Raw genomic sequence first — 12,401 nt, forward strand, 5'->3', positions numbered from 1 at the left:
TTTTATGGCAAGGCAGGACAGGGCAAACAAGTGAAAAATATTTTAGCGATTCAGTCGCACGTTGTTTTTGGTCATGCCGGTAACGCGGCTGCCGAGTTTCCGATGCGCCGCATGGGCGCGAACGTCTGGCCGCTGAACACCGTACAGTTTTCCAACCATACGCAATATGGTCACTGGACCGGCACGGTGATGCCAGCCACTCATCTGACCGATATCGTGAAAGGTATCGCCGACATCGACCGCCTGAAGACCTGTGATGCGGTGCTGAGCGGCTATCTGGGATCGGCGGAACAGGGCGAACAGATTTTAGAGATTGTCCGCCAGGTCAAAGCGGCTAATCCCGACGCCTGGTATTTCTGCGATCCGGTGATGGGCCATCCTGAAAAGGGCTGTATCGTAGCGCCGGGCGTGGCGGAATTTCACTGTAAAATGGCGATGCCGGCCAGCGATATCATCGCCCCGAATCTGCTGGAACTGGAAATGCTGAGCGAGCGCAGCATTACCGACGTTGATGCCGCGGTAGACGCCGCGCGGGCGCTGATCGCCCAGGGACCAAAAGTGGTGCTGGTAAAACATCTGGCGCGGGCGGGCCGTCGCAGCGATCGCTTTGAGATGCTGCTGGTCACCGCCGAAGATGCCTGGCACATCAGTCGTCCGCTGGTTGATTTTGGCGTACGGCAGCCGGTTGGCGTGGGCGATCTGACCAGCGGCCTGCTGCTGGTGAATCTGCTGCACGGCAAAAGCTTACAGGATGCGCTGGAGCACGTGACGGCGGCAGTGTATGAAGTGATGCTGAAAACCCATCAGATGGGCGAGTATGAACTGCAACTGGTGGCCGCGCAGGATGCGATTGCCGCGCCGACCCAGCACTTCGCGGCTGAAAAGCTGTAAAACAGAGCAGGGCCGGATCATCGGCCCTGTTCACGTAGCGGCTCATTTTTTGCTGAGGTAGCACCAGACTCAGTGTAAGCCTTCCGCCGTTAACGCCGCCTGCACCGCCGGCCGCGCCGTCACCCGACTGAACCAGCTCTCCAGCGCCGTACAGGCCGATAAATCGAGCCTGAGCGCTCTGGCCCAGCGCGTCACCACATACAGATAGGCATCGGCCACGCTAAAGCGCAGCCCCATCAGCCACTGCTTGTCACGCAGCGCCTCATCCACAAAGCGGAACTTAGCCGTCAGCAGGGTCCGCGCCCGGCTTTTTTCCTCTTCCGTGCTATCCGGACGAAACAGCGGGGTAAAACTTTTGTGCAGTTCGCTGCTGATGTAGCTCAGCCATTCCACGGTGTGATAGCGCGTCAGGCTGCCGACCGGAGCCAGCAGATGGCGGTCAGGCTTGAGGTCCGCCAGATACTGCACAATCGCCACGCCTTCGGTCAGTACCGTGCCGTCGCTGAGCTGCAGCGCCGGTACCTGTCCTTTGGGATTGATTTGCCAATAATCGTCGCCACGTTCCGTGATTTTTTTTGCCAGATCAACATTCACCTGCGTGAAGTCGAGCCCGCATTCGCGCATGACAATGTGGGGTGAGAGAGAACAGGCACCCGCTTTGCAAAACAGTTTCATGACCAGCCTCCTTGATGCGATGGGATCATTGCATCATAAGGGCCTGGCCCGGAATTGCCAGTGACGACGATCAGGGAACGGAGAGAGGGCGACTGGGAGAGGAATAAAAAAAAGCCGGGCAGTGCCCGGCGGGTAAAGGGTCAGACGGTTTACGCCTCGACCTCTTTGGTTTTTGCGTCGTTATCCTGGGTCATCCGGTTAAGCAACGGCGCTGTAATCAGCATCAGCAGGGCAATGACCGCGGTCACGATACCAATCTGCTGGAACACGCGGCTATAGGTGGCCAGCGAAATCAGCGGATCGGTCACGTTTTCCGGCACTGCCATCAGGTTAGCCACTTTACCGGCAATCACTGCCGCGCCTGCGGTGGTCAGGAACCATGAGCCCATGATAAAGCCCATCAGACGCTGTGGCACCAGCTGTGCGACCATCGCCAGGCCGAGACCGGAGATCATCAGCTCACCGATACTCTGCAGCGCATAGCTCAGAATCAGCCAGTTAACCGAGACGATACCCGCATCGCTGGCAAACTTCGCGCCCACCGGCAGCACCAGAAACGCACCTGAGCAGAGCACCATGCCGAAAGCAAACTTATGCGGCATCGGCAGTTTATCGCCCAGCTTGTTGTAGAGCGCCGCCAGCAGCGGACTGGCCAGCATAATCCAGAACGGGTTCAGCGCCTGGAACTGTTCCGGCGCAAAGGTGATGCCAAGAATGCTGTGCTCAACGTTGCGGATGGCAAAGAAGTTCAGCGAAGTCGGCATCTGCATGTAGAGCACAAAGAACAGAATCGCTTCGACCATCAGCAGGAAGGCGACAATCATCTTACGACGCGCGGCACCCTGCAGGGCAAAGGCCTCTTTGGCAAACACCAGCACGATACCCAGCGCAATCACCGCCAGCACCAGACGGGCGATAGACTGGTGATGCAGCATCCAGTTAGCCAGTGCCACCAGCACCACAACGCCTACCAGCGTCATCAGCAGCTTACCGATTTGCAGCGGGGCGAAATCCGGTTTAGAACCGTAATCTTTGACCATGCGCTTGCAGAACAGGAAGTTGAACAGGGTGATCACCAGACCAATGACCGACAGCGAGAACGCCACGTTGTAGCCATATTTCTCGGCTAACCACGGGGTCAGCATCATCGAGAACAGCGAGCCGATGTTGATCGACATATAGAACATGGTGAAAGCACCGTCGATACGCGGGTCATCTTTGTCGTAGCAGGTTGACAGCAGCGAAGACGGGTTCGCTTTAAACAGGCCGCTACCGACGGCGATGGTCGCCATACCGATATAGACAATGCTGACGTTGTGACCGGAGAAGGCCACCAGCGCATAACCCAGCGCCAGCACCAGCACGCCCAGCACAATCACGCGTTTGGTACCCAGCACCTTATCGCCGAGCCAGCCACCAATCGCCACCAGTCCGTAGACCAGTGCGCTGAACGAGGAGAACAGCGTGATGGAGTCTGATTCGGACATCCCCAGCTGTTTCACCAGGTAAACCGCCATGATGGCCTGCAGGCCATAGAAACCAAAACGTTCCCACAGCTCAATCGAGAAGATTAAGTAGAACGCCTTTGGCTGTTTAAACGCATTGAGACTGACTGTCTCATCAGTGTGTTTGTTTGCAGTTGACACATGTACCTCAGTTTTATCACACCCTGTTTCGGGACAGGAATTAAGTCCGCGTCATGTGAGTTGTCCATGCGCAAGATTGTTATTAGAAGGGAAAAGCGGCGACTAATTTGGCTGATTAAGCGCGACAGGGCAAGAATTTTCTGACCACTGGTTTAGCCTGATATTGTCGGGTTAAAAAACTTATAACAAACTGTTAATCGGATTTAAATATGGCAAGTGTCGATTATAGCAGTATAAATGCTGTGGATGCGAGCCAGTGGCTGGATCATATTGATATTAACTGCTAATAGAGGATTATGCAGATTAATAGTTTGTTGAATAATAACTATCCAGCACTATTCGTCAGTCAGCGACTATATTCCAGGCGAAGCGGCGAAATATCCGTCATTTATCTGCCCGCTTTGCACTAAAAGTGAACAAATGACGATCCTGCGCACAAATAGATGATTTAATTCAGGAAGAAAAAGAAGAAACCGTTTGCGTGCTGAAAATCTGCGCAGCAAAAAACGGCAGCAGACGACAATCGAAGCATAAAAATTGCCTGCGCGGTCTGACAGTCCGGAATCAGATGCCCGGTTCGGTGGGGTGCAGAGGGCAGAAATTCACGGTGCGTCCGGCCTCGCTCGACAATAAATTAACATTCCTGTAACCTCATTCTTTCCCCTCATGAGGATGGTTTATGTCTTCCCCTTTACGTTTATCTCTGGTCGGCGATTACCGTGCTGACGCCGTCGCCCATCAGGCGATTCCGCTGGCAATAGAACGTGCCGCCGCTGAGCTGAATATCACCGTTGACGCAGAGTGGATTGCCACTGAACAACTGGGCGATCTCAGCCGGCTGCAACAGCGTGAGGCGATCTGGGTGGTGCCAGGCAGCCCTTATCACCATGATGCCGGCGTGTTTGCTGCCATCCGTATGGCGCGGGAACAGGGCAAACCTTTTCTCGGCTCCTGCGGCGGGTTTCAGTATGCGGTGATTGAGTATGCCCGCAACGTGCTCGACTGGCAGGATGCGGCACATGCGGAGACCGACCAGAGCGGACGGATGGTGATAGCGCCACTGAGCTGTTCGCTGGTGGAGCAGCGCGGCGCGGTCAGCTTTGCCGCCGGTTCGCGTATTGCCAGGGCCTACGGCACGCTGAACAGCGATGAGGGTTACCATTGTAACTTTGGCGTTAACCCGGACTTCAGCGCAGCGCTGGCCGACAGGACGCTGGCTATCACCGCCTGGGACTCAGACGGTGATGTACGCGGTGTTGAGCTGGACGATCACCCGTTTTTTGTCGCCACGCTGTTTCAGTCAGAGCGGGCCGCGCTGCAACAGAAGACCTCACCGCTGGTGGTCGCCTGGATGCAGGCCGCGCTGGCGCAGCGCTGACCGCCAGCAGCCGGTGACAGTGTCACCGGCTGCGCGATTAATCGCGTAACAGCGCCGGGCGTCTGGCATCAAAGCGCCAGTTATTAATCAGGAACTGCATGCCGATTGCATCGTTACGGTTCTTATCCGGCAGTGCATTGTAGAGAGCATGTGCCGCTTCAACCTTCGACATATCTAACGTAATACCCAGTCCTGGCCCCTCAGGCAGTTCCAGATAGCCGTCGCGAATCTGGGGTGCCTGCTGCGTCAGCTGCTGTCCATCCTGCCAGATCCAATGCGTATCGAAGGCGGTCAGCCGATCGCCAGGCGCAGCCGCTCCCAGGTGCGCCACCATCGCCAGCGACACATCAAAATGGTTATTCGAGTGACAGCCGGTGGTCAGGCCCCATGCGTGGCACAGCTGCGCCACGGTATGCGCATTCCGCATCGTCCAGAAGTGCGGATCGGCCAGCGGAATATCGATGGCATTAAGCTGTAAGGCATGCTGCAACTGACGCCAGTCATTGGCAATCATGTTGGTGGCGACCGGAATGCCGGTGGCGCGCTTAAATTCTGCCAGCGTCTCGCGGCCGGAATAGCCGTTCTCCGCGCCGCAGGGATCTTCCAGATAAGGAATGCGACCCGCCAGCTGGCGTCCATAATAAATCGCGTCATCCAGTGACCAGCTGGCGTTGGGGTCCACCGTGACTCGCGCATCGGGAAAGCGTGCCAGCAGGGCATTAACGGTTTCAACTTCCACCTCTGCGTGGTGCACGCCGCCCTTAAGCTTGAAATCACGGAAACCGTAACGATCCGTCGCAGCCTCCGCCAGTCGCACCACGGCAGCAGCATCCATCGCTTTTTCATGGCGCAGTTGCAGCCAGCCATCGCTACCAGCCGGACCCGCCTGATAATTCATGGTGGTCAGTTTACGGTCGGCAATATAAAACAGGTAGCCCAGCACCGGCACCCGATCGCGCTGTTTGCCGCTGGCCAGCAGCTCGGCGACCGGCAAATCGAGATGCTGTCCCAGCAGGTCAAGCAGCGCCGCTTCAATCGCCGCAGCGGCATTGTAGAACTTCTCCGGGTTCATCTGCGGAATGTGAATGTCATTGGTATGTGCGCTCTGCTGGTGTCGCGCATCGCTGGCAAACAGCGTCGAAATCGTTGCGTTGAGCCGCAGCAGATCGCTGCCCTCAATCTGTGGCCGGAAGCGCTCCAGCAGCGCCAGCGTCGAGGCGTGGCAGGGGCTTTCGCCGACGCCGGTGCGGCCGGCGGAGTCGGTCATAATCACCAGAATGCGGGTGAAATAGCAGTTATGCGCGCCGCCAATATTCAGCAGCATGCTGTCATAGCCGGCGACCGGCACCACCCGCATAGTTTTAATGACTGGACTGGCTGACATGTTGATTCTCCATAGGTACAAGGGAAGACGGGGTGGGTTTACGGCGCAGCAGCAGCCACAGACCGGTCAGCAGCGACACGCTGGTCAGTGCATAAAGGCCGCCGGTGGTCGAGCCGGTCTTCATTTCCAGATAGCCGAACACCGTCGGCGCGAAAAAACCGCCAAGATTGCCGATGGAGTTCACCAGCGCAATTCCCGGGGCGACAATCGATGCGGGCAGTTCACCCTGTGGCATGGGCCAGAAGAAGGTGGCGCTGACTTTCGAGCCGATGCAGGCGACGATCATCGCCAGAAAACCAAACCACGGCGATCCCAGCGTCGCCATAAAGGTACCGCAGGCGGCCACCAGCATCGCGACACCCAGCGCTTTATCCAGCTTATCGCGATGGCGGTCTGAAAAACGGCTCAGCAGATTGATGGCGACAATCGCGCACAGCCAGGGAATGGCGGTCAGAATGCCGATGCCAAAGCTGCTGAAGCCCTGAATACGCTGAATAATTTGCGGTAGCCAGAACACCAGCGTGTAGCCGGTCATGGTCATGGTGAAGAAAATGGCGCAGAAGAACAGCAGGCTACGGTTACGCAGCAGTGACATCCGGCCCGGCTGCTGGTTAAGCCGATCACGATGGGCTTCTTCATTGTGCAGCTGCTGTGCCAGCGCCTGCTTTTCCGGCTCGCTCAGCCAGCGGGCATCGGCGGGCCGCGAAACCAGCACCCAGGCGGCCACGATCCCCACCAGCACCGAGGCACCACCTTCGAGGAACATCACCCATTTCCAGCCGGCGATACCGAGAAAATTATGCAGCATCAGGATTGCGCCGGTGATCGGGCCGGAAAACAGAAATGCCCCGGCGGTTGCGCTCAGTACCATCGCAGTGGCCCGGCCGCGCCAGGCATTGGGCACCCACTGGCGAAAATAGAACAGCACGCCAGGGAAAAAGCCCGCTTCGGCAACGCCCAGTAAAAAGCGCAACAGGTAGAAATGCAGCGGAGAAGTGATAAAGCCGGTCAGCACCACCACCATACCCCAGGTGATCATGATGCGGGTCAGCCAGACCCGGGCACCATAACGCTTCATCATCAGGTTACTCGGCACCTCAAACAGCGCGTAACCGATAAAAAATAGCCCGGCACCCAGGCCGAAGGCGGCCGCGCTGATCCCGGCGTCGGTGTGAAGCTCTGCCTTGATAAAGCCAATGTTGGCACGGTCAATCTGGTTAATGATCAGCATAACGGCCAGCATCGGAATGATGCGGGTAAAAAACTTTTTGATGGCGGAGGCGATCAGCTCATCGTGATGCGGTGACAGGGCGCTATCCATCGGTCTTCCTCGCGGCTGCGTAGAGAAGGCAAAGTGTAGGGCGCTGAAAAGGCGGGCTCTATGGGCAATCGCCCAGGGGACACTGGGCGTCCGGCCTGGGCATCATTGTTATCAATATGTTATTGGACCGGCGCTTCGCTTTGGCTGAGCAAAACTGTGGGTCGGATCATATTCAGGGTCTGGCCGTCAGCATTACCGGCCGCGGCGTCTCACGCTTTGGCGGTCTGACGACGCTGGGCAATCTGTTCGGCACGCTGCAACAGCGCCTGCAGATCGTCCTCGTCGATATCCAGCAGTTCGCCGCCTTCCAGCGCCTGATGCAGATCCGCGCGCGTCAGCGGCACCGGTATCTCAACCGGAGACGGTTTCACCTCTTCCGGTGCCAGCGGATGGGGATAGCGCCGCCCGGCAAGGTTGTTGAACAGGATAGCCAGCAGCGCCAGGGTCAGGGAGTTGAGCAGCACCGGCGTCAGCACAAAATGATAGCCGAGTTGATTCACTGTGGGTCCGCCCAGAATGGCGGTCAGGGCGACAGCGCCGCCCGGCGGATGCAGGCAGCGTAGCTGAAACATCAGCAGGATCGCCATGCAGGCGGCGACGCCACAGGCAATCGCCGGATTGGGGATCAGCTGACCGATCGTCACGCCAGCCAGCGCCGACAGCGTATTGCCGCCGACGATTGCCCACGGCTGCGCCAGCGGACTGGCCGGTACGCCAAACAGCAATACCGCCGATGCACCCACCGGCGCGACAAACCACAGGTTCAGCTCGCCCAGCACCCAGTGACTCAGCAGACTGGTCAGGATCAATCCGATACCGGCACCGAGGCTGGCGATCATCACATGCTTTTTACTCACCGCCAGCGGATGGGGCCAGAATCGGGCCAGAAACAGGCGCATCGCCTGCCTCCCGCTGGAAGGGCTTTTGCTCATTACTTTACGCACCGTGTCATAACTTTTTCTTATCGTCGGGGTCGGCGATTTTCCATCATCAACATCAATGTAACAACCCGACAAATTGTGCAGGTATCTTCGGGGCGATATTTACCCCGGAAAAAAGGGGAAATCATGGGGCAGCAACGATGTTTAACTGTCGTCATTGGCGCTGGCAGGTGGGGCGCTAAATAAAAAGACCCGCCGTAGCGGGTCAGAATGAAAATTAATCAACCTTATCGGGATACTCACACAGGTCTTCAATCAGACAGGCACCACAGCGCGGTTTTCGCGCCACGCAGGTATAGCGGCCATGCAGGATCAGCCAGTGGTGGCAATCAACTTTATAGGCCGCCGGCACCACCTTCAGCAGTTTCTGCTCCACCTGCTCGACATTTTTACCCGGCGCAAAGTGGGTGCGATTGCAGACGCGGAAGATATGGGTATCGACCGCGATAGTCGGCCAGCCAAACGCGGTGTTCAGCACCACATTGGCGGTTTTACGGCCCACGCCGGGCAGTGCTTCCAGCGCCGCACGATCTTCCGGCACCTCGCCGTTATGCTGTTCCAGCAGGATGCGGCAGGTCTTAATCACATTTTCCGCTTTGCTGTTAAACAGCCCGATAGTTTTGATGTACTCCTTAACGCCCTCAACGCCCAGCGCCAGCATCGCGGCCGGGGTATTCGCCACCGGATAGAGCCGGGCGGTGGCTTTGTTAACGCTGACGTCAGTGGCCTGCGCCGACAGCAGAACCGCAATCAGCAGCTCAAACGGCGAGCTGAAGTTTAGCTCGGTGGTCGGATGCGGATTATTCTGCTGCAGCCGACGGAGGATCTCATTACGTTTGGTCTGGTTCACACCGCTTTCCCGGTCGCGCCCTGTGGAGCGGCAGAGGCAGCGGCTTCTGGGCGCTGTGCAGCCCGTTGTTTCATTTTCTGGTCGATCAGATATTTACCCGCCAGCATCATGCCGAGACCGATAAAGGCTCCGGGCGGCAGCATCGCCAGCAGCATCGGCGAGTCAAAATGCACCACCTCAATCCGCAACGATTTAGCCCACGGACCCAGCAGCTGATCGGCACCGTTAAACAGCGTGCCGCTGCCGATGATTTCACGCATCGATCCCAGCACCACCATGGCACAGGTGGCACCCATACCGATGGCGAAACCATCCAGCGCCGCCAGCGGGATGCTGCTTTTCGAGGCGACCGCCTCGGCCCGGCCAACCACGATGCAGTTAGTCACAATCAGCGGGATGAAGATGCCCAGCGACTGATACAGACCATAGGCGTAGGCGTTGATCAGCATCTGCACACAGCTCACCACCGAAGCGATGATCATCACGTAAATCGGGATGCGGATCTCCGACGGCACCCAGCGGCGTGAGGCGGAGATAAAACTGTTGGTCAGAGTCAGCACCAGGGTGGTCGCCAGACCTAATCCCAGGGCGTTGGTGGCGGTGGCGGTCACGGCCAGCAGCGGGCAGAGACCCAGCAGCTGCACCAGGGCGGAGTTATTTTTCCACAACCCGCCGACCAGCAGGCTTTTAGCTTCACTCATTTGCGTCTCCACATGCCGGTAACGAAGAGAGTTTCTCCGGAAGGGTTGCTATTAACAGTGCGGTGCGTTTGGTGGCGTTGACCACCGCGCGTGGGGTAATGGTGGCACCGGTAAACTGGTCGAACTCACCGCCATCCTTTTTCACCGCAAAGGCTTTATCTGTCGGACCCTGAACCACTTTGCCGTTAAAGCTGTTGATCCAGTCCGAAATACGCAACTCGATTTTATCGCCCAGACCCGGCGTTTCATGATGTTCCACCACCCGCACACCCAGCACTTTACCGTGAAAATCGGCCCCGACCAGCATCTGAATGGCACCGGAATAGCCATCCGGCGCGGTCGTTTCCAGCGCGGCCGCCACTGGCTGACCGTTGTTACGCGCCAGATAAAGATGGTGGGGCGCGGCATTGCCTAACGCCGGGTCCGTGACAACGTAACAATCCTGCTGGATGTTGTTGTCGTAGAGCGAGGTCGGCACCACCTGGTCAAGCAGGTTTTTCTGCTGTAGCTGAGTCTGATGTTCCACCGTGGGTTTGGTCACGGTATTAACTACTGCGGTCGCCGCAGTAGTGATCGCGGCAAAGATCGCCAGCGTCACGCCATTTTTACGAATCGTCTCCAGCATCGCTTAATCCTTTAAATGGCCGTAAACGCGCGGCTGGGTGTAGTAGTCAATCAGCGGCACGCAGATGTTGGCCAGCAACACCGCGAAGGCCACGCCATCCGGGTAACCGCCGAAACTTCTGATCAGCCAGACCAGCAGGCCGATCAGCGCGCCGTAAATCAGACGACCGCGGTTAGTGGTGGAGGCGGTAACCGGATCGGTGGCGATGAAAAATGCACCCAACATAGTCGCGCCGGAGAACAGGTGAATCAGCGGACTGTTGAGCGAGTCTGGTGAAAATACCCAGCCAAGCGTAGCGCAGAACGCCAGCGACAGCAGCATAGCGGCAGGAATATGCCAGCGGATCGCATTTTTCCACAGCAGAAACAGACCGCCAGCCAGGTAACCCAGATTGACCCATTGCCAGCCGAGACCCGCCAGCACGCCGCTGTAGATTGGCTGCGCCAGTAACTGATCGGCGCTGTGACCGGCGCGCAGCCCGGTTTTAAAGGTATCCAGCGGCGTCGCCTGGCTGATGCCGTCAACGCCAATCTGCAACTGCTGCATGGTCTCGCCCGCCAGCGTATGGCCGCGGAATATCATGCTCAGACTGTCCATCAGCGTCGGTTTAATCGCCTGTAGCGTGTCGGGCGGCAACCAGCTGGTCATCTGGACCGGGAAGGAGATCAGCAGCACCACATAACCGACCATCGCCGGATTGAAGGGGTTCTGGCCCAGCCCGCCATACAGCTGTTTGGCAATGACGATGGCGAACACCGTGCCGATCACCACCAGCCACCACGGTGCCAGCGGGGGCAGACTGATACCGATCAGCACCGCCGTCAGCAGCGCTGAGTTGTCTGCCAGGTTGCTGCCAACCGGCGCTTTACGCAGCCGTAAAATAGCAGCTTCAGTCAGCCAGGCGGTCAGCGTAGCCAGTAAAACCTGTAAAAGCGTGCCGTAGCCAAAGAAATAACACTGTGCGGCAAAACCCGGCACCGCCGCCAGCACCACCAGCAACATGATATTGCCGGTACTGCGGCGGTTATGGGTATAAGGGGAACTTGCGATACGAAAAGCCATTTAATCCTCAAGCGTCGTAGACGACTGCGCTTTACGCGCTTTGGCACGTGCGATGGCGGCCGCTATGGCGGCTTTACGCGCATCATCGGGTTGATTCAATTCAGGTGCCTGTTCCGGTTCAGCATTGGCGTTGTTCGCTTGCTCCTGCGCCTGTTCAGCTTTTTCGACGGCGTAATGGGCCTGCGTGGCCACTACCGCAGCATCACGTGAGGCTGCATCGGCCGCCGCTGCCTGAGCCTGCGCTTTCTTCGCCTTCGCGCGGGCGATAGCGGCCTGCACTGCGGCTTTGCGCGGATCGTCAGTTTCTTCAGCAGGCTGTGACTCAGCGTCCGTTACCGGCTGCGCACTGTCTGCCAGGGCGGCTTTCTTCGCCTTCGCGCGGGCAATGGCGGCCTGCACCGCGGCTTTGCGCGGATCGTCAGTTTCAGCGGCAGGCTGTGACTCAGCGTCCGTTCCCGGCTGCGCGCTGTCTGCCTGGGCGGCTTTCTTCGCCTTCGCGCGGGCGATAGCGGCCTGCACTGCGGCTTTGCGCGGATCGTCAGTTTCTTCAGCAGGCTGGGCGTCAGCGTCGGTTACCGGCTGTGCGCTTTCCGCCAGGGCGGCTTTCTTCGCCTTCGCGCGGGCAATAGCGGCCTGCACCGCGGCTTTGCGCGGATCGTCAGTTTCAGCGGCAGGCTGTGACTCAGCGTCCGTTCCCGGCTGCGCGCTGTCTGCCTGGGCGGCTTTCTTCGCCTTCGCGCGGGCAATGGCGGCCTGCACCGCGGCTTTGCGCGGATCGTCAGTTTCAGCGGCAGGCTGGGCGTCAGCGTCCGTTACCGGCTGCGCGCTTTCCGCCTGGGCGGCTTTCTTCGCCTTCGCGCGGGCAATGGCGGCCTGCACCGCGGCTTTGCGCGGATCGTCAGTTTCAGCGGCAGGCTGGGCGTCAGC

At 58.3% G+C, this 12,401-nt stretch carries 11 protein-coding genes and 1 pseudogene; 2 read left to right on the forward strand and 10 right to left on the reverse strand.

Annotated elements, in window-relative coordinates:
* Window positions 1–30 precede the first annotated feature (30 nt).
* Window positions 31–891 carry a pyridoxal kinase PdxY gene (gene pdxY, locus FHW04_RS04535; RefSeq protein WP_031377357.1) on the forward strand — a complete coding sequence of 287 codons (861 nt, stop codon included), beginning with the start codon at window positions 31–33 and terminating at the stop codon, window positions 889–891.
* A 69-nt stretch (window positions 892–960) separates the two neighbouring features.
* On the opposite strand, the gene gstA is transcribed toward pdxY, so the two are convergent.
* Together gstA and dtpA are read right to left on the reverse strand one after the other, a co-directional pair.
* Window positions 961–1,566, reverse strand: coding sequence for a glutathione transferase GstA (gstA, locus tag FHW04_RS04540; RefSeq protein ID WP_031377356.1), 606 nt, complete (start codon window positions 1,564–1,566; stop codon window positions 961–963).
* Between the two features lie 149 nt (window positions 1,567–1,715).
* Window positions 1,716–3,212, reverse strand: a complete 1,497-nt coding sequence (gene dtpA / locus FHW04_RS04545) for a dipeptide/tripeptide permease DtpA (protein WP_031377355.1) — start codon at window positions 3,210–3,212, stop codon at window positions 1,716–1,718.
* A 679-nt stretch (window positions 3,213–3,891) separates the two neighbouring features.
* On the opposite strand from dtpA, the gene FHW04_RS04550 reads away from it, so the two are divergent.
* The gene (locus FHW04_RS04550) at window positions 3,892–4,590 is read left to right on the forward strand and encodes a CTP synthase C-terminal region-related (seleno)protein (protein WP_089561514.1); all 699 of its coding nucleotides are present in this window, start codon (window positions 3,892–3,894) and stop codon (window positions 4,588–4,590) included.
* A gap of 37 nt (window positions 4,591–4,627) precedes the next feature.
* Here FHW04_RS04550 and FHW04_RS04555 read toward each other — a convergent pair whose 3' ends face one another.
* The 8 genes and pseudogenes from FHW04_RS04555 to FHW04_RS04590 form a co-directional block, all read right to left on the reverse strand.
* Window positions 4,628–5,974, reverse strand: a complete 1,347-nt coding sequence (locus tag FHW04_RS04555) for an enolase C-terminal domain-like protein (RefSeq protein ID WP_089561515.1) — start codon at window positions 5,972–5,974, stop codon at window positions 4,628–4,630.
* Window positions 5,952–7,295, reverse strand: coding sequence for an MFS transporter (locus FHW04_RS04560; RefSeq protein ID WP_089561516.1), 1,344 nt, complete (start codon window positions 7,293–7,295; stop codon window positions 5,952–5,954). Before FHW04_RS04560 ends, FHW04_RS04555 begins: the two co-directional genes overlap by 23 nt.
* Before the next feature lie 209 nt (window positions 7,296–7,504).
* Window positions 7,505–8,227 (reverse strand): HPP family protein, encoded by a 723-nt coding sequence (locus FHW04_RS04565; protein WP_031377353.1) that lies wholly within the window; start codon window positions 8,225–8,227, stop codon window positions 7,505–7,507.
* Between the two features lie 226 nt (window positions 8,228–8,453).
* On the reverse strand, window positions 8,454–9,086 hold the full coding sequence (nth, locus tag FHW04_RS04570) for an endonuclease III (protein ID WP_031377352.1): 633 nt from the start codon (window positions 9,084–9,086) through the stop codon (window positions 8,454–8,456).
* Window positions 9,083–9,787 carry an electron transport complex subunit E gene (locus FHW04_RS04575; RefSeq protein WP_089561517.1) on the reverse strand — a complete coding sequence of 235 codons (705 nt, stop codon included), beginning with the start codon at window positions 9,785–9,787 and terminating at the stop codon, window positions 9,083–9,085. The genes nth and FHW04_RS04575 overlap by 4 nt, the downstream gene beginning before the upstream one ends.
* A complete protein-coding gene (gene rsxG, locus FHW04_RS04580) occupies window positions 9,780–10,412 on the reverse strand; it encodes an electron transport complex subunit RsxG (protein ID WP_031377350.1) in 633 nt (210 codons plus the stop codon). The genes FHW04_RS04575 and rsxG overlap by 8 nt, the downstream gene beginning before the upstream one ends.
* A 3-nt stretch (window positions 10,413–10,415) precedes the next feature.
* Window positions 10,416–11,474 carry an electron transport complex subunit RsxD gene (gene rsxD / locus FHW04_RS04585; protein WP_031377349.1) on the reverse strand — a complete coding sequence of 353 codons (1,059 nt, stop codon included), beginning with the start codon at window positions 11,472–11,474 and terminating at the stop codon, window positions 10,416–10,418.
* Window positions 11,475–12,401: pseudogene (locus tag FHW04_RS04590) on the reverse strand (electron transport complex subunit RsxC); the annotation flags it as partial. It lies immediately after the preceding gene.

The sequence above is a fragment of the Pantoea sp. AN62 genome, assembly GCF_050432985.1.
GTDB classification, from domain to species: Bacteria; Pseudomonadota; Gammaproteobacteria; order Enterobacterales; family Enterobacteriaceae; genus Pantoea; species Pantoea brenneri.